At 58.8% G+C, this 19,831-nt stretch carries 16 protein-coding genes; 7 read left to right on the forward strand and 9 right to left on the reverse strand.

All coding sequences use genetic code 11. From position 1 onward, the window contains the following. Window positions 1-2: 2 nt before the first annotated feature. Entirely contained in the window at window positions 3-1,187 is a 1,185-nt protein-coding gene (locus K3177_RS10370; RefSeq protein WP_221598209.1) for a glycosyltransferase, read from the forward strand. Here the strand turns inward: K3177_RS10370 and K3177_RS10375 are convergent. The 6 genes from K3177_RS10375 to K3177_RS10400 all read right to left on the reverse strand — a co-directional run bounded on the left by K3177_RS10375 (window position 1,159) and on the right by K3177_RS10400 (window position 8,291). Continuing rightward, window positions 1,159-2,022 carry a class I SAM-dependent methyltransferase gene (locus K3177_RS10375; RefSeq protein ID WP_221598210.1) on the reverse strand — a complete coding sequence of 288 codons (864 nt, stop codon included), beginning with the start codon at window positions 2,020-2,022 and terminating at the stop codon, window positions 1,159-1,161. The genes K3177_RS10370 and K3177_RS10375 overlap by 29 nt on opposite strands. Before the next feature lie 132 nt (window positions 2,023-2,154). Then, window positions 2,155-3,453: a glycosyltransferase family 4 protein gene (locus tag K3177_RS10380; protein ID WP_221598211.1), complete on the reverse strand. Its 1,299-nt coding sequence runs from the start codon at window positions 3,451-3,453 to the stop codon at window positions 2,155-2,157. Between the two features lie 131 nt (window positions 3,454-3,584). Next, complete coding sequence (locus K3177_RS10385; protein ID WP_221598212.1) at window positions 3,585-5,291, reverse strand: hypothetical protein; 1,707 nt, start codon at window positions 5,289-5,291, stop codon at window positions 3,585-3,587. A 172-nt stretch (window positions 5,292-5,463) separates the two neighbouring features. Further along, window positions 5,464-6,153: a PIG-L deacetylase family protein gene (locus K3177_RS10390; protein WP_221598213.1), complete on the reverse strand. Its 690-nt coding sequence runs from the start codon at window positions 6,151-6,153 to the stop codon at window positions 5,464-5,466. A 2-nt stretch (window positions 6,154-6,155) separates the two neighbouring features. Next, window positions 6,156-7,013 carry a methionyl-tRNA formyltransferase gene (locus K3177_RS10395; RefSeq protein ID WP_247714420.1) on the reverse strand — a complete coding sequence of 286 codons (858 nt, stop codon included), beginning with the start codon at window positions 7,011-7,013 and terminating at the stop codon, window positions 6,156-6,158. A gap of 60 nt (window positions 7,014-7,073) precedes the next feature. Next, window positions 7,074-8,291 carry a glycosyltransferase family 4 protein gene (locus tag K3177_RS10400; RefSeq protein ID WP_221598215.1) on the reverse strand — a complete coding sequence of 406 codons (1,218 nt, stop codon included), beginning with the start codon at window positions 8,289-8,291 and terminating at the stop codon, window positions 7,074-7,076. A 390-nt stretch (window positions 8,292-8,681) separates the two neighbouring features. Between K3177_RS10400 and K3177_RS10405 the strand changes: the two genes are divergently transcribed. The 6 genes from K3177_RS10405 to K3177_RS10430 all read left to right on the forward strand — a co-directional run bounded on the left by K3177_RS10405 (window position 8,682) and on the right by K3177_RS10430 (window position 17,049). After that, complete coding sequence (locus K3177_RS10405) at window positions 8,682-10,763, forward strand: polysaccharide biosynthesis protein (protein ID WP_247714421.1); 2,082 nt, start codon at window positions 8,682-8,684, stop codon at window positions 10,761-10,763. After that, window positions 10,753-11,955 carry a DegT/DnrJ/EryC1/StrS family aminotransferase gene (locus K3177_RS10410; RefSeq protein WP_221598216.1) on the forward strand — a complete coding sequence of 401 codons (1,203 nt, stop codon included), beginning with the start codon at window positions 10,753-10,755 and terminating at the stop codon, window positions 11,953-11,955. Before K3177_RS10405 ends, K3177_RS10410 begins: the two co-directional genes overlap by 11 nt. Before the next feature lie 189 nt (window positions 11,956-12,144). Beyond that, a complete protein-coding gene (locus K3177_RS10415; protein ID WP_247714454.1) occupies window positions 12,145-12,690 on the forward strand; it encodes a polysaccharide biosynthesis/export family protein in 546 nt (181 codons plus the stop codon). Further along, window positions 12,690-13,922, forward strand: a complete 1,233-nt coding sequence (locus tag K3177_RS10420) for an outer membrane beta-barrel protein (protein WP_221598218.1) — start codon at window positions 12,690-12,692, stop codon at window positions 13,920-13,922. Before K3177_RS10415 ends, K3177_RS10420 begins: the two co-directional genes overlap by 1 nt. Window positions 13,923-14,124: 202 nt before the next feature. Then, entirely contained in the window at window positions 14,125-16,464 is a 2,340-nt protein-coding gene (locus K3177_RS10425; protein WP_221598219.1) for a GumC family protein, read from the forward strand. A gap of 18 nt (window positions 16,465-16,482) precedes the next feature. After that, window positions 16,483-17,049, forward strand: coding sequence for a sugar transferase (locus K3177_RS10430; protein WP_221598220.1), 567 nt, complete (start codon window positions 16,483-16,485; stop codon window positions 17,047-17,049). On the opposite strand, the gene K3177_RS10435 is transcribed toward K3177_RS10430, so the two are convergent. From K3177_RS10435 to K3177_RS10445, 3 genes are read right to left on the reverse strand one after another with little or no spacing between them, the layout of a single operon-like run. Next, entirely contained in the window at window positions 17,046-17,708 is a 663-nt protein-coding gene (locus K3177_RS10435; RefSeq protein ID WP_221598221.1) for an HAD family hydrolase, read from the reverse strand. The two genes, K3177_RS10430 and K3177_RS10435, sit on opposite strands and share 4 nt — an antisense overlap. A 16-nt stretch (window positions 17,709-17,724) precedes the next feature. Further along, on the reverse strand, window positions 17,725-18,693 hold the full coding sequence (locus K3177_RS10440) for an ATP-grasp domain-containing protein (RefSeq protein ID WP_221598222.1): 969 nt from the start codon (window positions 18,691-18,693) through the stop codon (window positions 17,725-17,727). Further along, window positions 18,690-19,817 carry a glycosyltransferase family 4 protein gene (locus tag K3177_RS10445; protein ID WP_221598223.1) on the reverse strand — a complete coding sequence of 376 codons (1,128 nt, stop codon included), beginning with the start codon at window positions 19,815-19,817 and terminating at the stop codon, window positions 18,690-18,692. The genes K3177_RS10440 and K3177_RS10445 overlap by 4 nt, the downstream gene beginning before the upstream one ends. Window positions 19,818-19,831: the final 14 nt, after the last annotated feature.

The following is a 19,831-nucleotide window of genomic DNA, read 5'->3' on the forward strand; positions in this document are numbered from 1 at the left end:
TCATGAAAGTTCTGCACGTCATCACCGGGCTCAATGTCGGCGGGGCGGAGAACATGCTTGCCAAGCTGATAGAACAGGGCGGGGCGGACCAGCCCGAAGTCCTCTCCCTCCTCCCGCCCGGGCCGATTGCCGAACGTATTACTGCGCGGGGTGTCTCGGTGCATTCGCTCGAAATGCGGCGCGGCATGGTGGGGCCAAAGGCAATGCTCCACGTGCGGCGACTGGTCGATCGAATTCGCCCCGACCTGATCCATGGCTGGATGTATCACGGAAATCTCGTCGCGAGTTATGCGCGTTTCGGGCTCGGGCGTAGAGTGCCTCTGGTCTGGAACGTCAGGCATTCCATTCCGGATCTCGCGAAGGAATCCTTCAAGACGAGGGCCATTCTAAGGCTGGGCGCAACCATCTCGGCAGGGCCCGAAGCGATCGTGTACAACGCACATGTGTCCCGCTCTCAGCATCAGGCTGTCGGCTATTCCTCCGGTCGATCCGTTGTGATTGCCAACGGCTTCGATACGGCCCGCTTCGCGCCAAACCCGTCTGCGCGCGATGCGGCCCGGGCTACATTCGGGTTCGCTCCAGACGTTTTGAGGGTCGCATGTGTTGCAAGGCTGCATCCGATGAAAGATCATGCGCGTCTGGTACGCGCGATCGGCCGGGTGCGGAACGCGGGATGCGAAGTGCATCTCGTCATGGTCGGGCACGGACTGGCCAATCCGCCTCGCGATCTCCAACAGGCGATCGAGGCCAATATTCCGTCCGATCGGATAACCGTCTGCGGCGCGCGTCTCGACGTGGCCGATTGGCTACCGGGGATGGATCTTCTCGTCGTTCCATCTGCTTGGGGCGAGGCATTTCCGAATGTCATCGGCGAGGCACTCGCCTGCGGCGTGCCGGTGGTTGCCACCGATGTCGGGGACAGCGCGCGGATCGTGGGGGCGCAGGGCATCGTCGTGCCGCCCAATGACTCGGCAGCGCTGGCCCAGGCCATACTGGCGTTTGCCGCGCGCCCCGCTGCGGAACGTGCGGCCATGGGTCGGGCAGGACGAGAGCGCGTGGTGAGAGATTACGCGCTCGAAAAGATCGGCGCTGTCTATGAGGAACTGCATGCATCGTGCCTGGATATGGCGCTGTACGATGATCACTCGGGTGAGGCCGCTATTGCGCACCACCATAATGCGCGATGATCGCATCCGGACCGACAGCCTGGTCCGATTTCGTGCCCAGGAAATAAACTCCGCTGGCACCGTCGATGGCATAGTCGGCAGGGATGATCGCGTCGAAATAGACTGCCCAGAAAAACGCCAGCTTGGCGATCTTGCCGGCAGAGCGTGACCGAAAGACGCTGCGCACGAAATAATCGACTGCCCACATCAACTGTCTTCCCGGCCCACCGGAAGATCCTGAATCGATCAGGGCAAATCGGCGGAACAGATAGCGGTGGCCGCTCTCGGTAAATCTCGTGAAGTCGTAAGCCCCTTCGTGGACCTGCTGCATGAAGGGGGTCTCGGCATAAACCAGCCCTCCGGGCTTCAGTACGCGCCGGATTTCGTCGGCCACTCGCTGCGGCTCCAAGACGTGTTCGAGCACAGCCTGCACCACGACCCCATCGAAATAGCCATCGACGATCGGAATATCGTGCGCATCGGCGACGAACTGCACCTGCGGCGTCGAGTATATGTCGAAGGCGAAAATTTTCACATCGGGATCGGCATATAGCGCCTTCATTCCCTGTCCCTCGCTTCCGCCACCGATCACGAGAACCCTGGGACAATCGGACCGGCGCTTGAGTTCGGAAATCAGGCGACAGACATTTCTGCGCGTCGATTTCTTTTCGGGCGACAGCAGGGATTTGATCAGTTTCGTGGAGAAGGAATATCGTGGCCGCGCGATCGCGCTTTCTGCATTCGTTGTTTCAAGATCTTCGCGGCGGATTACCGAATTCGCAAAATCGATAAGCACGGGTTTTTCACGGGCTACTGGAAAGTCGCAAGGCTCGCTTGCGTCGGCCGCGGTCCGCATGCTCACACGCCCGTTTTCGAATTTAAGGGCTTTTCCAGTCAGGGGACATCGGAGTGCACCGTCGAGATCTTCGATTGAAGCAAGCATGATAAGAATGCGCTCTAAAGCGGGGTAGTGCGCGAAGCGCGCCCGCTATTGAGACGAGAGGCTACTCCTGTCTGTTATGTTCACGGCAGGTTGCGCTTCTTTAGCCAGTTCTCGGTAGATCAGCGTCATCTGCTCGACGTGCCTTTCTCGCGAGAACCGCTTCTTCGCCATTGCTTGGGCACGGCGAACGAGGTCGGTGCAGCGCTCCGACGAGCCAAGCAAATCCAGGACGGCCGTTGCCATCGCATGGGGATCGTCAGGTCGAACGATAATGCCGCAATCAGGGGTCAGGGCTTCCGCATTGCCCCCCGATTGCGTGGCCACAACGGGTGTGCCGACGAGCATGGCTTCTACCAGGGTGCGTCCAAGAGGTTCGTTCAACGCTGTCACAAGCAGCGCGTCGCAAGCCGCAATCCAGTCATGCCCCGGTTCTCGATAGCCCATCAGTCTGACCAATGACCCAGCGTGGCTCGACGCCAGCCGATCCTGCATCTCCGCGAAAAGTTCTGCGTCCTCCGGCTCGCCGAACATGACCCCCATGACCGGCCGATCGGCAATCTTTGCCAGCTCCTCTATGGCGTCGATGAACTTTATGGGGCGCTTGCGAACGATATATTGGCCGCAGTAGCAGCAGATGATCGTATCATCCGGGCAGCCCAGTTCGGCGACCAGACGCTTGCGCATGGCCGCGCGGTCGATGTTCAGATTGACGTCAAACGGGCTGTGGATCACGCGGGCCGTCTTCAACTTGCCCCAGCGCCGCGGAGGAAGCGAATATTCCGAAACCGCGACGATCTGGTCGGCAAGAACAGGGGCGACGAAACCCGTTCCGCGGGCATCCGGGTCGCCCCGGTGGTGCCACAGGACTTTCGCTCCCGCCAACTTTGCTGCCAGCGCCCAGCTCGCATGACTTCGACCATCGTTCGTGTGGACTATATCGGCCTGCAATTCTTTCAGCAGGCGAGCGCGGCCCGCGATGCGAGGTACGGTGCGGAGCGTACTTCCAAGGCCGAATCTGCTGCCGACCGTGAATGGCTCCTCCAGGGCGCAGGGATCGATGACCTGCTCGAAATGGCTGAAATATTGCGCAATCCGACCATCGGGAACTTCGACGATGACGATGATACGATAGAGGTGCTCTGAGAGCGCATCGAGGAGACCTCTGAGGGAAATATGACTGCCTCCCAACCGATCACCGGCAAATGCGAGGCAGATGGTCGTTCTTCGCCGGGTAGCCATATCGCTAAGCTCGCTCCTCACCGGTTGCGCATTGGCCGACTGGGAAAAGGCAGGGTCACGAAACACGGCGTGACAGGGCCGATCGGCATCGAAAGGGCGCAGCATCTGAAAGCGGGACAGTCGGCGCTGGCGGCCGGAAACTCAAATTCTCTTAGGTATACCCTCCACCTGATTTGCCGTGGCTTGCCAATGTGGATCGCGACTTGTGCCGACGACGGGCATGGCTTTCCGCCCAGTCACCGACCGCAGTTCGGTGCTGGCAATTGCCGGGAACTGTTGAACAGGTTTTCGTAACGGACGTCGTCCTTTGCCAGCATGTTCAGATATTCCTCGATGTTGGGATAGCCGTCGCCGTCCGCATCCTCGTTTGCATCTGGACGGTTCGCATCTGTGTTTGTGTAACGGGCTTCCCATTCATCGGGCATGCCGTCATTGTCCCCGTCCGGCAGTGGATCGTATCCGGCCGTGATGAGAGCGAAGCCGCCGTAATCTGCAGGGTCTCCGCTCGTGAAGCCGCCCTGGAAAAGGTAGGGTGCACGATCGCACGTCTGAAGATCTTCGATGTACAGCGCATCGACATTGTCCCGGCAACCGCCCCCTCGGCAGAGTATCGCTCCCGCCTGATCCAACACCGTACGCTGCGACGTTCGGGCATCGGTCAGCATCCAGGGGCGAAGGTAATTCTGGCTGATGCCGGGCGCGTAGGTCATGGCATCGACAAACATGCTCGAATTGATCGTCGTGCCGGGATAGGCGCCGAAGCCGCGTCGTGCCTCGTTACCCGATCGATAGATCGAGAAGCCGAACGATGCGATCGTCGCGCGATTGAAGATGGCTGGAAAGAACGACTCCGGGCGGTCCTGTGAAAGGACACCCTCCATGTGGGTGTTGTTGATCCAGTTGAGGTAGACGCTCCCGAACTGGTTTGAAATCAGGCCGGGCTCGCTGATGAAATTGTAGACCGTGTTGCCAATGTAATCGACCTGCCCGGTGTTGCCTGTGGCTTCAGGCGTCGTACCCGCCGCGATATTGGCGCCGCGCTCGTCGCCGTGCTGCGAAAGGTTGTAAGCGATCGTGGCTCGGTTGACGGGCTTCATGAAGAAGGTCTTGCAGTGATAATTGCCTGGGTCATGGCCAGCGTCGCGGCAAAGGTTCGGGCCGACCATGGAAAACTGCACCGTGCAATCGGTGCAAACCGCATCCAGACTTTCATCCGTGCCGAACATGGCGGTCACATGGTCGAGTATCTGCCGGTTGCTGCTGCCGATGCGGACGGAATCTCCATTGCTGCTCGGTGCATCGGTGTGATTGCCATAGCGGAACCTGATATGACGAACGATCGCGTTGGCCTGGCTCCGCGTATAGAATAGTGGCGCGTCGACCAGTCCCTTGCCGCGAACGACCTCGATACCGTTCGGCGATGTCTGACCGGCGATGTAAATGCCGTCCACGGTGATCCGCATTTCCGAATTCACCACGATCTGCCCGCTTACATCGAACACGCAGTAACGCGGGCGCCCTGCGGGAATTGCATATGGGGAGGACACCGCCAGAGCGAGTGCGCATTCGCGCAATGTGATAAGGCCATCGTCGGGGTCCGCTGTGTCGGCGAGGCTATTGATACGGTAAACGACCGCATTGGACCCACGGGCACTTGCCTGCGCTCCAAATCCAATCGCGGTCGGAAAGGCGAGGGGGTGGCGGCTTGCCTCGGGAATGGCCCCGTCGTCCGGGTTTGCGAAAGCGGAACCGGCACCAGTTCCCGGAGTGGGCGTGGGTGTTGGGCTCGGCGTCGGTGTTGGCGTTGGTGACGCAGTCGGTGTCGGGGTCGGCGGAGCGCTGTCGCCGGAGCCACAAGCAGTCAGCAGCATTAAAGCTACCGGGCTCACGACCTTCCCGGCAATGATGCTTCTGGTTCTGCTGAGCGAGTAAATTTTGGACATGCGGGCCATCGTCTCGTCACCTGAAATGGACTTCGAGTCTGCGGCCCTCTTGGCATGTATCCATACACGCGTTCTCGCGGCGGGTATCTATCAGAGGCTGCGGTCATGCGGATGAATTGGACGGGATGTGCAGGGAAAGCGCCGGGATGTGACACATTCTCTGATCGTTGCGTCACGCGCGAAGGATTGACCGCACATGCATGAAAGCCTCTGCTGCCGGCAAATAGACGGCAGAGCCGCGCACCTTTGCCAGGGCACGCAATGTCTCCGGGCTGCGCTCATCGGGAAAAGCGCGGCACTGGCTTTCGAACGCAGCAAAGGCATCCAGCTTTCGTTCGAGCGTTGCCGAGATGTCGATAAAAACGTTCGGAACGAACGCCGGTGTAATGGGCGCGGCGTACCAGTTCGTTTCACTCACCGTTTCGTAACACAGTATCTGACTGGGCGCCTTCGCATGCCGCGGCCGCGCGGCCACCATCGCCGCCAAGAATGTCAGTTGATGGTCCAGGTGAATGTCTCCGACGAATGGCAACAACAGGGTATCGGGCTGTAGGATTTCGACCAGATCGGCAAACGGGGCGTTGCAGTCCCGCGCCGAGAGAGTGTCCATCTCGGCAGCCGGAAGATCGAGCAGCCGCGTATCGGTCACCCCCAGAATGGCGTGCGCGCGCCGCATCTCCGCATGTACTTGCTGAACTTGCTGTGCGGGAAAAGCCGGTGACCGGCCCGTTGTGGCCACTGCGATAGTCACGTCGCCACCTTCATCTGCCAGCCGCGCGAGGGTACCTCCACACCCCAGTATCTCGTCATCGGGATGGGGGGCGATTACCAGCACCCGCCCAAATCGCTCGGAAAGCGTCATCGTCACAGACTTCCCAGGATTGAATGCAGCCTCGGCCTTTTGTTCGCCCCCGATTCCCAGTCCTCAACCCGGAGCAGTCCGTCGCCTGTCATGACCGTAAAGTGCTCTTCAGTTTGATCGACGATCTGGCCCTCGGTTGCGTGATAACGGCCAGCATCAGGTAAAAACGTGCTGCGCCACACGGTCAGTCGCTCCCCCCGATCATATGTAAATGCACCAGGATAGGGCTTCCCGACGGCGCGTACCAATCTATCGATGTCAGCTGCAGCAGCGCGCCAGTCTATCAAGCCATCGGCCGGTATCCGTTTGGCTGCATAGGTCGCGTATCGCTCGTCCTGCTGCAAGCGAGGCGCATTGCCTGCGGCAAGGAGTTTCAACGACCTTTCGAGCATTACCGCGAGCGCTGCCTGGTGCCGGGCATAGAGCGTTTCCGCAGTCTCATTCGGCGCCACATGGAAAAACTGCTGGTCAATCAGATCGCCATTATCGACATCGTCACCGAGCCACATGAGAGAGCCCGCGGTAATCGGTTCGTTCAGGAGGATCGTCCACGGCAGTGCAGCGCGGCCGCGCAGACGTGGCAGAGGAGAGGGGTGATATCCGATTATCTTGCCGGGCTTGAGGTTCATGAATTCCTCACGGCAAATTTGCGACCAACCAATTACAAAGATGAAGTCCGCGCCGGATTGCGCAATTGCATCGAGGCAATCGACACCGTTCGAATTGATCGTTCGGAAAATTCTTGCGCCTGCCGTACTGGCGATGTCGTTGAGATCAACGAAATCCGAATGTCTGCCAGCCGCCTCGAGTTCGAGAGTGACAATCAACTCGAGTGACCAGTCTGCCGAGCGAGCGATCATTTCGGCCGCCAACGCAGTACTGCCAACGCATCCCACAAGAGCCGCCTTCAACATCGCTCATCAGGCCCCACTGCTCGCAGCTATCTGATGGGGAGGAATCTTGCTGGTACTGGGGCGCCTCTCCTGCGGATGTACACCGCTGCTGTTTATCAGGCCCATTTCACCGAGAAGTTGCAAATTGACCTTGTCCACGTCGTAAACGTCCCGCGCCAACGCAAGGGATGCCTTGCCCATCAAATTCGCGCATTCGGGCTCCGCAGCGAAACGCATCATGGCCATCGCCAGGTCGTTTTCGTCCCGCGGGCGGACAAGATAGCCGTTGATGCCGTCAACGACCGCATCGCGACATCCGGGCAAATCGGTGGTTATCACCGCACGCGCGCTGGCGAGGGCTTCCAAGATAGTGCGGGGCAGGCCTTCGCGATAATAAGATGGCAATACGAATACCGAACATGCTGCGAGATATGGTCGCACATCGTCCGTGCCCGGTACGAAATCGACCTCGTACTCTGCCGCCAGTCTCTCGCTTTCGGCGCGCGATATGCCCGACGGATTTTCATCTTCGCAGCGGCCTACAATCTGAAATTCGCAATGTGGAAAATTCTTGCGAACAAGCCGCGAAGCTTCGAGAAATTCGACGATACCCTTGTTCCGCATCAGCCGTCCGATCATCAGAAAACGTGTCGGCAGGACGACAGGAGCGCAGGGTGGAAACCGCGCCAGCGAAACGCCGGATCCGGGAACCTGGATCACCTTCTGATGATGGCTTAAAATTCCAAGCGCGATCATATCCTTCCGATCGTCGGCATTAAAGACGAAGGTAGCCTGAGATTTCGCGATCGCTGCGCGATATAGCCGTATCACAGCAATCCGCAGCCAACTGGCGTAGCCGGCACCTTCGGTGAAAACCTGGCCCAGCCCGGACATCAGGGCGAAGAATTTCGCACGCGAACCAACAAGGTTGGAGAGGCGAGTGGCAAGGCCGCCGTAGATTATCGGCTTCTGGGTGTAGGCCAAGACGATGTCAGGCTGTTCGCGTCGTATCAGGCGAAAGTAGTCTAATGCCAAGACAAGGTCTGACACGGGATTGGTTCCTGTACGCTGCATCGGGGTCACCACGAACTCGACTCCCATATCGGTCAATTTGTTCTGAGTGACGAGGTCGCGATCCGGGGCGCAGGCTATAACCGTGTGGCCATTGTCGATCATGGCTTTGAGCAGGTCGCCGCGAAAATTCACGAGCGAGTACGCGAGGCTCGAGAGAACGATAATCTTCATCGGAACGCGGCTGCAGTGGATCGCAGCCAAACTTTACTGCAATATCCACCTTGGTGCCGATCGACCGACAGACGGTATTTGTTTCGACAAAACACGATCGCGGTATGCGGTCGATTGCAAGGACCGACAACCGGACAAACGGCGATTACCCTTTCGATATGTACCGTTGGCGCATTTGGAAAAGACCGTTGCGCTATGGACAGTGCCGGTTAGCCAAATTGTCGCTCAGCTATCTGGTCGGGCGTTTCTGATCGGCATGCGACTACTCCGGCTATTGCCTGCTTGCTCATGCCCCACCTTCGGTCGGGGCAGGTATCGTGGGGCACGCCATCATGATGTGCTGTCCGCCACAGGGCCGCAACATCTGGGCAAAGAAGCGAGCCGAAGTCGATGAACAAGCCCGAGAGGATCATGCAAAGCGACGGTGAGCTGGCAGCCGGGAAGGGCGTCAGCGCCCTGTTCGGCGGAAAGGTGAAACTGCGCCGCGTGCTGCGTGACATAGCGGTGATCGGCATCGATTTTGCGATCGTTGCAACAACGCTCAACGCGGCGCTTCACGTGGCGCACGTTCGTCCGTTTCCTCCATTTTCAAACAACGCCTCTTTCGCCCTGAGCTTCGCATTCGTCGCAACAGCGGTCTTCGCGCTTGCGGGCCTGTACAAACGTAGCTGGCGATATGTGAATTTCACGCAATCAGGCTTTCTCGTCGCGGTAATACTTGGCGGGACATCCCTGGCGTGGCTCATCACATCGGTTTTTCCGCAAGCTCGAGCAGAGGCTTCCTCGCTGATAGAGGTTGCAGTGGTCCATTGGGCTTTTGCGATACTCGGGCTGCTTAGTGTGCGGATGCTGCGGCGAGGCGAGCGCCAATTTTCAGAGCGGCGAAAGTCGGCAAGCCGCGTGGGCCCAAAAGCTGCAGTCCGGAAGAAAGCAATCCTCGTCGGGTCTTGGCAGTGGGCACGCGTATCGATCGATCTGGCAAAAACCGATCATGGTTCGTCTGTTGAAATCCAAGGTGTCCTGCTGCCGCGCCAGGAAGATTCGCTTGTTCGTGGATGTGGAGTTCCGATCCTGGGCAGCCAGCATGACATTGCCAGCGTGCTGCGACGGCTTGAGTTCGAAGAAAAGCTGCCCGACCATGTCATCGTCTGCGATGACGGGACCTTCCTCAGCAATCGCGATGTCACCCGCATCATACACGCTTGCCGGGAGCGTGGCGTAGAAGTCTGCCGCATACGGGATCCCTGGGCGCAGCTGTTGCAGCACTCGTCAGACCCCAATGGTCAGCGCCTCCCGATTGAGGAACTGCTCGGCAGGAGCGAATACAAACTGGATAGCCAGACGGTGCTGCGCCAGATCGCGGGTCGAAGCATTCTCGTCACTGGGGCAGGGGGCACCATAGGGTCAGAGCTGTGTCGGCAGATCGCTCAGATCAGGCCAGGGACATTGGTTCTGGTCGATTCAAGCGAATACAATCTCTATCAAATCGAGATGAGCCTGCGAGAGCTCTACCCCGATCTCAATATAGTGTCCGAGATCGCCTCGATCTGCGATGCGCCCGCAATCAACCGGGTTTTTGCAACCTACCGACCTTCCATCGTATATCACGCTGCCGCGCTCAAGCATGTGCCGATCGTGGAAGTGAACCCCTGCGCCGGCGCGATGACCAACATCATCGGTACCCGCATCGTGTCCAACGCGGTCTGTGAATACGGTGCACGGGCGATGGTTCAGGTTTCGACCGACAAGGCCGTCAACCCAATCGGTTTGATGGGCGCAACGAAGCGTGTCGGCGAACTTTACTGTCAGGCTCTCGACATGTGTGGTGTCGACGACACCAAGGCACCCCGCTTCATGACGGTCCGCTTCGGCAATGTGCTCGGATCCAGTGGCTCTATCGTGCCGCTGTTCGAGCGACAATTACGCGAGGGGAGGCCCCTGACGGTCACTCACCCGGACATCGAGCGATTTTTCATGACCGTCCGCGAAGCGGTGCAATTGATTCTGCAGAGTAGCTCGAGTGCCCTCGAAACCGAGACACAGCGAGGATCGATCTTCGTGCTCGATATGGGCAATCCAGTCCGGATCGTCGATCTCGCTCGACGCATGATCACGCTCTACGGTCTCGAGCCGGACGAGGACGTTCCCATTGAGTTCGTTGGATTGCGACCCGGCGAGAAGCTTTATGAAGAGCTGTTCGACATCTGCGAGGAGCAAATCGAATCCGGCATCGAAGGTATCTTCGAGGCCCGCTCTCGCCCGATCCCCCTGCCGTTCATTACCATGGCCATCAATCGCATTGCCGAGCTTGCGGTAGGCGGGGAAGATGAGGGGATCGTGCGGCTGGTCCATGGTCTTGCGCGCTATCCCGCCAAGGGCAATCACAAGGATCTTCTGGACTATTCATCTGCGGCAGAACTGGTGACCAAGTTCGAGAGCGCGAGCTTAACGGAGACAGCGAATGACCGCTGAAGCCGTGTCCATGAGCGCTCGACCGCAAATCGGTGTCCAGTCGGCCTGGCCGCGGTTTGAAGCAGACGAACGCGAAGCGGCGCTGAAGGTTCTTACCTCGGGAAAGGTCAACGCGCTCGTTCACGGGGGCGAGTGCGATGCCTTCGCTGCTGAATTTGCAGAATTTCTCGGTGTTCCGCACGCAATTTGCATGGCGAACGGCACGGTTACCTTGGAAATCGCTCTGCGTGCACTCGGAATTGGTGCCGGTGACGAGGTGATCGTGCCGGCACGCAGTTTCTTTGCGACAGCGAGTTGCGTTGCGGCGGTCGGGGCGATGCCGGTATTCGCTGACGTCCTATCACCGTCTCAGAATATCGATCCACGCTCGGTTGAACGAATGATCACCTCGCGGACAAAGGCGGTGATCTGCGTGCATCTGGCAGGGTGGCCATGCGATATGCCAGCGCTTGCCGATCTCTGCGACCGGCACAAGCTGTTCCTGATTGAGGACTGTGCCCAGGCGCATGGGGCAGCAATCGACGGACGCAAGGTAGGCACATTCGGCGATGCGGCGTCCTTCTCCTTCTGCACCGACAAAATCATGTCGACCGGAGGGGAGGGCGGACTTCTGGTGATGCGCGATCACACTGCGCACGAGCGCGCCTGGTCATTGAAGGATCATGGCAAGAATCCGCACAAACTATCCGACGGGCAAGGGGCCCCCGGTCAATTCCGTTATGTCCACGACAGTTTGGGGACCAATGCCCGGATGACAGAAATGCAGGCTGCGATCGGCCGTGTGCAATTACGCAAGCTCCCCGATTGGTTGGCAGTTCGCAGCGCCAACGCAGGCTATCTGTCAAATGCACTGGCGAACCACCCATTGGTCGAAGTCCCCGAACCGCCCGCCGGCGTGACACATGCCTGGTACAAATATTATTTGATGATCCGGCCGGAAGTGTCCGATCCAGCCGCACGGCGGGGCCAAATCATTGCGGATCTTATGGCAAGCGGGATTCCTTGTGGTTCGGGATCCTGCCCTGACATGAGCCAGGAACTGGCCCTGAAGCCATTTGGATGTTCCCGCGATGGCGAACTGGCTTCCGCCCACGCGCTTGGAGAGCGTACGCTTGCACTTCAGGTGGATCACACACTTGATCAGAACGACATGAAGAGCATCGCGGATGCGGTTTTGCGGATTTCCCTATGAGGCAGGTGACACTCTTCGGACCCCCGCTGCGAAATCAGAGGAGCGAGGCCAATCTGCTCCTGAGGCGATCAGGCAGCAGCGCCAGGTCCGACCGGCGATACTCTTCAATTCGTCCGAATTTATCATCGAACACCGTAATGATCGGGGAGCCGTGACATGATGCAACGATCGAAAGAACTCGCACTGACAATGACCTGCTTGGCAGCATTTGCGCTGCTCGGTGCGTGTTCGTCCCCTTTGGGGAGCCTGCCCCCGGTATCCGACGCTTCGGCATCCGAGTATAAACTCCAGCCTGGCGACGAACTCCTAGTGACGATCCAGGATGTTGCGCAAGCCGACCGGTCCTACATCATCGACAGTGGCGGCACGATTTCTCTTCCACTGCTGCAAGAGGTGAAAGTTGCTGGGCTCAGCGTGCGCGAGGTCGAAAACCGCATCGCCGAGGGGTTTCGGGCGCGAGAACTCCTGAAGAACCCGATCATCTCGGTGCAACCGGGGGCGCTGCGTCCCTTCTACGTGATTGGCGAGGTGAACTCGCCCGGCGAAATCAATTATCGGCAGGGTATGACCGTACTCTCGGCAATTTCGGCGGCCGGTGGCTACACCTATCGCGCGCAAGAGGGCCAGGTCGAAGTCGTCCGCACTGTCAATGGTCAGGAGGTTCGCTCCAAAGCCAGTGAAGACACTTTAATTCAGCCTGGCGATCGTATCAGGGTCTATGAACGGTGGTTCTGATGCGAAATAGCAGGTTCTGGGTTACCCTGACGGCAGCGTGCGCAGTCTCGGGCATCGCTAGCCCTGTCAGCGCCCAGGAGATCGGTTCGACGGCCCCGGCGATCCTTGCGAAGGATCCCGAATATCGCCAGTCGCAAATCCGCGTCGGCCCTTTTACCCTTAAGGCCGGTGCCGAGGCTGAAGGTGAATATAATAGCAACGTGTTTGCGGAACCGGCCGCCGCTCGGAGTGACTTTATCGCGCGAATTCGGCCTTACGCTGAAATCGAACATGCTGCTGGCTCCTTCACCACGTCTCTTTCGGGGAAGTTGGACGCTCGTCGCTATGCCGATTTCACCAGCGAGAATGCCGAGGCATATAATGCGACACTGACAACCCGGTTTAGCCCGAGAGAAGGTGAAGCACTTTTCCTGACCGGATCGATCGACCGCGCAATCGAAGATCGCGGCGATCCCGAAGCAAGAAGGGTTCAGGGTATCGGCCCGCGTATTTATCGCATTGCAGGCGGTAGTGCAGGATACACGCGGCAAGGCTCGCGCTTTCTGATCGAGGCGGTGGGAGACGCGCGAAACGTCAACGCACTCGATCCCATCGACGATGATCGCGATTACTCAAGCTACTCTGCCAGACTGACGGTGGGGTATCGCCCTGGCGGGCCGTTCTACTTCACCGGCACCGGCTATTATAACCGGCTGAATTTCCGCCTGCCCGAGGCTGTTACGAACGTCGACCGTGACGTGTCGACCATTGGCGGTATGGTTGGGATCCGATTTGCTGATGGTGGCCTGATCAGCGGCGGTGTCAGTGCAGGCATTTTTCGCCTTAAAGCCGACGATGACTTACGCCCCCACCGGACCGGCTTTTCGATGCAGGGCCTTTTGACCTATCGGCCGCGAGAGCGAACGGCACTTAATCTCAATCTATTCAGCGGCGACGTCGCATCATTTCGAGCAGGCGGTTCGACGCGCAACGAGACGAGAATCGGTTTGTCGGTCGATCAGGAGATTCGCCATAACCTTCTTGGATCAGCCGAGGTTGGCTGGGAACGAACGAAGTTCGTTGGCTCAAATGTCAGGCAGGACCGCGTTCGCGTTAGCGGCGGCCTGGAATATCTCGTTAACCGTCGGCTGTCGGTGTTTGGAAGGGCAAGCTACGGGACCCGCAGCAGTGACGATCCGCTCGATGAGTACAATCGGTTTCAAGCGGGGCTGGGCGTGAGAGTTCGTTTGTAAGATCGAACTAAGGTCTTGGCGTTATTTCGTGCGCGCAAAGCCCCGATGATGCTTTGCGGTCTACATATCAAAATGGGCTAACCTGAATAACTCTGCTTCAATACCGATGGTCAGATGACAACCGGTCGCCTTCCAGCACAATGTTGACCGTCGAATTTCCTCGGAAAGCCGCCTCTGCAAGAGGCGTAACAGGCTGTTGATCATGGCAAATCTAGTAGAAGTCAGCGAGTTCGAAAACCATCCGCCTGCGGAACGAAGGCTCCCATGGACCTACCGGCCGGAGGCCGCGACCCATCACGCCCTGTCCCTGCGCGATTTCGTCCGCCTTTTGGAGCGTCACAAGAAACTGATTGTAGTGACGGTCGCCGCGGTCACAATTTCGGTTTTGGTGTATCAGCTCTTGTCACCGAATCTTTACAGCTCCTCCGCGCAGGTACAGGTGCAGCTGCTCGACGAAGTCGGGATCAATCAGGCCGACATCAGCAATCGCAACGAAGTGCGCGTGGTCAATGCGGTTCGCCTTTATCGTTCCCGATCGTCGGCTGAATCGGTAGTGGAAGATTTAGATCTTCTCAGCGATCCGGATTTCCGTGCGGAGGTCGGAGAATTTCCGGAAGAAAAAGCGGCGCAAATGCATCAGGCCATAAATACGCTTCTGAGCGCCTTGACCGTCACGAGCGAGCCGAGTTCCGATCTTATCGAAGTCACCGTTACGACAAAATCTCCCGAGCTTTCCGCACGGATTGCCAATCAATATCCGGAATCTGTCGCAAAGGTGCGAACGCGCCGTGGAACCGAGCAGAGGGAAGAGTTGCTGCAATCGCTGCTTGCCGAGCGGGCGGATCGTGAAGAGGCAGCCCGAAATGCCAAGACCGAACTTGCTGAGTTCCGCCGGGATGCGCGTATGCCGTTCGGTTTGGGGACGAACGAGAATCTGTCGTATATGAACCAAATTGCCGCAGAGGCGGCATCGGCAAGCGCCAACAGCGCAGGCTCTTCTTCCCGAAGCGCCGTCATCGCGAATGCAGCCGGCCTGCGCAGTACGGCACAGGCGACATCGGCCGCGGTGGAGCAACTTCAGCGTCAACAGGCGACGCTGGTCGCCGAACGTGCTCGGCTGGGCGCGACCTTCGGATCCAACCATCCTGACGTCGTGCGCGTGACTTCCGAACTGTCGTCGGTCGAGTCCGCGCTGGCGCAGCAGCGAGCCCAGGCCCAGGCAGCTGCGCAGGCGGTTGCCAATGCCGATGCGGCACAAATGCGCGAGGTTGCTCGCAGTCAGGCCGCGCAGGATGCGGCGCGGGCCGGTCGATTGCAGGGCACGCTTGCTGCGGTTCAATCGCAGGCTTTTCAAAACAACGAAAATTCGGTCCGTCTGTCCGAACTTGAGCGCAACGATGCGCTTGCGAACGCGGCATTTTCCGCGATAGTCGAACGCATCGAGCAGGTTCGCGCGCAGATGCAACTCGAAGGAGTGAACACAACCGTCGTTTCACCGGCCGTGGCGAACTTTGACCGCATATCGCCAGAACCACTGAAGCTTACGCTGCTCGCAATGCTGGGGTCGGGTGCATTGGCGGTGATGATGGCGCTCGGACTGGAACTGGCCGACGGCCGCGTGAGGACTTCGGCCCAGGTCGCGCGCCACTTCGGGCTGCCGACCCTCGGCATGTTACCGCGCATCGATTCAGGGCTATCCGACCAAATCGGCGAAAGCCCGGTTATCCAGAGCCCGCAATCGCTCTTTGCGGAAGCTGCGCGGGCTACCTATTCGGAGATGCGGGCATTGCGCACGAAGAGCGGTTCTCAATCCGTGCTCATCACGAGCCCGCTTCCAAACGACGGCAAATCGACCGTCTCCCTAACCTTGGCCGCTGCAGCGAAGGTCATGGGGCAAAGCGTGGTGCTGGTCGATCTCGACCTTCGCGCCATGGGGCTGCTGAAGAACGTCCAGAGCAATCTCGATACACCCGATATTGTCGACGTCCTTTCGGGCCATGCGAGCCTCCAAAGCCTGCTGGATGATCACTCGGCGCTACTCAAGGCACCAGACGGTATCGATCAGTCCGTGGGTCAGAGTGAAGGGCCAGAGGATGAGGGGCGGATCGTATTGCTTAGCGCCAAGCAGCCGGTGGATAACCCGGCCGCCCTTCTGAACGCACAGAGCTTGCGGCACCTTCTGGCCGAGCTGAAGAACCACTTCGACCTCCTGATCATCAATGCTCCTGCCGCTCTTGCTGTGCGGGATGCCCGGGCAATGTGCGACTTTACCGATCACACCCTGGTCGTTTCGCGCTGGGGACGGACGACGATCGAGCAGATGAACGCAACCCTGGAAACCCTTTCCGGGCGCGCCGATGGCGTCGTCTTCGATCATGTCGATTACAAGGAACACGCGCGCCGGCAATATGGCGATGCTATCCAGTTTTACGTCGATGCGTCGGATTACTATTCGGACACCCTCTACGCGCCGCCTTCGATCAAAGACCGGATCATGCGGATTTTCCGCAAAAAGCGGGTCTTGGAAAATGAAATGGCTTGATATGGTCGCTGTGCGATCATGATCTCGCGTATCACGGCTCTGGCACTGCTTGTCCTGCTGTTGCCGCTGCTCTTGTGTCTCGGGGTGCTGGTGGCTCTGACGATGGGGCGTCCGGTTATTTTCCGGCAGACCCGCGCCGGCGCAGGGGGTAAGCCGTTCACACTCCTGAAGCTCCGCTCAATGAACGAACAAAGAGATAGTGGAGGGGAGCTTCTGTCCGACAGCGAGCGGACTACGCCTGTCGGACGGTTTCTGCGGCGATCCCGTCTTGATGAGCTGCCGGGGCTTCTCAATGTGGTGTGCGGCGACATGAATTTCGTCGGACCGCGACCGCTCCTGCCCGGGACGATCAAAATGAAGGGCGAAGCCGGACAGGCGCGTGGCGAGGTTCGACCGGGAATTACCGGTTGGGCGCAAGTAAACGGTAACACCTTGCTCTCGCTCGACGAGAAGATCGAGCTTGATCTCTGGTACGTTAAAAACCGCAGTGCCTTGCTCGACGCGAGGATACTCTTTCGAACAATCCTAGTAATGATCGCTGGCGAGCGGCTTACGGCTTCTCCAGTTCGGGAAACTCCGACTTAGTGGGCTAATTCAATCGCCTTCGACAGGTCGTCGAACGTGTTTATTCGAAGTTCCGCACCGTGTTCGGATGATGTGGCGTCGGGAGAGTGTATTCTTCCAACCCGATCTATCTGCACTGTGCGCCAGCCGAGCGCGCGCGGCGCAATGAAGTCCTTTGCTGGGTTGTCGGCGATGTAGATGTGCATTTCTCCAAGTTCACCAGACCATTGCATTATTTGCTCGAACGCCATCGGATGCGGCTTTCCCATACCTTTCGCCAGTTCGCCGGTCGGTATGATGCAATCGAAACTCTCCTCGATCCCGAGCGCCGCGATCTTGGATCGCTGCATGTCTGCTGGCCCGTCGGTGATGATAGCACGCCGTCTCCGATCGCTTGCGAGGAACCTGTAGGCATCCGGGCAGAGCCGTATTTGAGGGGGGTGGCTGCGGTAAACCTGAACCAGTTCGTCAAGAAGTGAAGGGGTGGCTTCAATGCCGAAGCTTTCCAGCGCGAGGTCGAAGATTTTGTCTCGCGCGCCTTCGACAAAAAGCCGCCAACAGGTCCCGTGGCTAACCCTATTGCCATATTTGTCGGTTAAGTGCGTCTCTACTGCCGTAAATCCACTGCAAGCGAAGTCGCGCTCGAGATACAGCGTGTCGTCTAGATCGAAGACCAGCACATGGGCAGGTGGCGATTCACAGGAAGACAGCACTGTCGTATCGCAACATGGTGAGGCCGTCTTGCCAGTCGTGGCAGGCAACCAGCGGCATGCCGATGGCAGTACGCAGGACATTCTCGGCAAAATGGCCGCCCGCGTGATCAGCAAGCGGATAGCCGCCGCCGAACCGGGCGTTGATCTCGAAGACGCGCGGACCGAGTTTAGGGTCGTCGAATAGCTGGAAACACAGAACGCCACGTGCCCCAGGAAGGGAGGCGGCGAGATTGCGAGCAATCGCATCGAAGTCAGCGCGGCGAACGGTACGTCCCTTTTCGACTTCCCCTGCGCGGACCGATATTCGAAGGTGCGGGATTGCAGCGCGCATCACACCGCCCTCGTCGACGAAGATGTTGATCGTATATTCATCGCCTTGGAGCGCTTCTTGAACGAGCATGGGCTCGTCATATTCGTGCTTCAAATCCGCAGGACTGCAGATCAGCGCGACGCCGCGGCTCGCACTGCCCGCCAGGGGCTTGACGAACAGTGGCCATTTCCAGCCGTCCGGGCATTGTCGAAAATCTTCGAGCGTAGCGGTGCGGGGGACGGGAACGTCGGCGTGCGCGAGAACGTCCATTGTGCGCTTCTTGTCTCGCACGATGTCGATCACATCCAAAGACGACACATGGACATAGATACCAAGAGCAGCAAAGTCGGCTCGCCGTGTCGCGAGCGGCTGCAATTCGGTGTCGATGGTGGGCACGACAAGGACGATGTCGTTCTGACGCGCGTAGTCCAGCAGGGCCGGAATATACTCCGAATGGGTACAGGGAGGTGCTGTGAAGTGCTGATCGGCAAGAGCACAAGCAGCGCTCAGTTCGGGATGCAGATCACAGGCGTGAAGCTCAAGCTTCACTCCCATACGTTCTGCAGAACGGCGGAAGCTTTCGACAAGTCCCGCGCGCCTACCGGCCGAGGTGAGCAGCATCTTGATGGGCAACCCGGTCACGCGGTCGGCTCTTTCGCTTCGGTGATATTGTGATGCAGCACCGGTGCTGCCGATAGAACTTCACTCAGGACTTCGTCCCACATTCGCATCACGCGCTGTGGTGAGAAGGCACGGACCGCCCGGCTCGCCTCATGTCCGAGCCGGTCCCGCAGCGCGCTGTCGTCAATACACTCTTGAATGGCAGCGCTCATTGCATCGGCATCTTCGGGCACCACGAGCAGACCCGAGTGACCATGATCGATCATCTCGGCGGGTCCGAAGTCGCATCGGGTGGCGATGACTGGCAATTCGGCTGCCATTGCTTCGCCCAGCACATTGGGGAAGCCTTCGTAACGCGATGAAAGAACAAATAAGTCCGCTTTACGGGTCCAGCCGCCAGGCACGACACTGTTTCCCACCAGCCTTGCTTTTCCCCCAAGCCCGAGCTGGGCAATTTTATCTTCAAGAGAACTTCGCTGAGGACCTTCGCCGAAGATGCAGAGTTGCCAATCCTTCGTTTCGGCCCTCGCATATGCATCGAGAAGCAGATCGAAGCCTTTCTGCTCGGTCAGTCGGCCAACCGCGACGATACGCGGTGGCTTCGCCGGAATTCGCCGCATTGGCCAGGCGCTGACGGGGTTCGGAATGATGCGCACCCGATCCGCAACGGCCTTGGGAAAGCACCTCTTGACCGCAGCCGTTTGGCAGACGAGCAATTTTGCCCGCCGGTAAGCAATTGCGAGCAGGCGGTTCCAGATCGGGTTCTTTTCCTGCCGCTCTGGATTGTTCCGCTCGCTACAGACGACTGGGATCGAAAGGCCCATGGTTGCGCAGAGAGCGAGCAGGTTATTCTTGGTAAGGAAAGAAACGACCACGTCCGGTCGCCTGTGGCGTAACAACAGCCTGAGGCGGCGCAGGTCGCCGAGTTTTGTCAGCTTGCGTCTCTTTGTTACCGTATCTCCTGCGCCGATACGATGAAGTCCGATGCCGGGGTCGAAGTGATGAAAAACCGGATCGAGAGGCGTGTCGAAGCTGGCAATCTCTACGGCGAAGCCACGGCCATTCCAATGCGAGGCGATCTGCGAAATAACGCGCTCCGCGCCGCCAGCGCCGAGGCCAGAGATGACGAACATTACTTTCGGCATCGGCGAGGCCCCAG

The organism is Qipengyuania pacifica (assembly GCF_019711555.1).
Classification (GTDB): domain Bacteria; phylum Pseudomonadota; class Alphaproteobacteria; order Sphingomonadales; family Sphingomonadaceae; genus Qipengyuania; species Qipengyuania pacifica.

Bases quoted from the DNA above. Each gene is read 5' to 3' on its own strand.
- K3177_RS10395 (WP_247714420.1), bottom strand. From the start codon at position 7,013: ATGATCGCTCGCTCGGCAGACTGGTCACTCGAGTTGATTGTCACTCTC.
- K3177_RS10430 (WP_221598220.1), top strand. From the start codon at position 16,483: ATGATCTCGCGTATCACGGCTCTGGCACTGCTTGTCCTGCTGTTGCCG.
- K3177_RS10425 (WP_221598219.1), top strand. From the start codon at position 14,125: ATGGCAAATCTAGTAGAAGTCAGCGAGTTCGAAAACCATCCGCCTGCG.
- K3177_RS10415 (WP_247714454.1), top strand. From the start codon at position 12,145: ATGACCTGCTTGGCAGCATTTGCGCTGCTCGGTGCGTGTTCGTCCCCT.
- K3177_RS10390 (WP_221598213.1), bottom strand. From the start codon at position 6,153: ATGACGCTTTCCGAGCGATTTGGGCGGGTGCTGGTAATCGCCCCCCAT.
- K3177_RS10410 (WP_221598216.1), top strand. From the start codon at position 10,753: ATGACCGCTGAAGCCGTGTCCATGAGCGCTCGACCGCAAATCGGTGTC.
- K3177_RS10375 (WP_221598210.1), bottom strand. From the start codon at position 2,022: ATGCGGACCGCGGCCGACGCAAGCGAGCCTTGCGACTTTCCAGTAGCC.
- K3177_RS10405 (WP_247714421.1), top strand. From the start codon at position 8,682: ATGAACAAGCCCGAGAGGATCATGCAAAGCGACGGTGAGCTGGCAGCC.
- K3177_RS10380 (WP_221598211.1), bottom strand. From the start codon at position 3,453: ATGCTGCGCCCTTTCGATGCCGATCGGCCCTGTCACGCCGTGTTTCGT.
- K3177_RS10445 (WP_221598223.1), bottom strand. From the start codon at position 19,817: ATGCCGAAAGTAATGTTCGTCATCTCTGGCCTCGGCGCTGGCGGCGCG.
- K3177_RS10370 (WP_221598209.1), top strand. From the start codon at position 3: ATGAAAGTTCTGCACGTCATCACCGGGCTCAATGTCGGCGGGGCGGAG.
- K3177_RS10400 (WP_221598215.1), bottom strand. From the start codon at position 8,291: ATGAAGATTATCGTTCTCTCGAGCCTCGCGTACTCGCTCGTGAATTTT.
- K3177_RS10385 (WP_221598212.1), bottom strand. From the start codon at position 5,291: ATGTCCAAAATTTACTCGCTCAGCAGAACCAGAAGCATCATTGCCGGG.
- K3177_RS10420 (WP_221598218.1), top strand. From the start codon at position 12,690: ATGCGAAATAGCAGGTTCTGGGTTACCCTGACGGCAGCGTGCGCAGTC.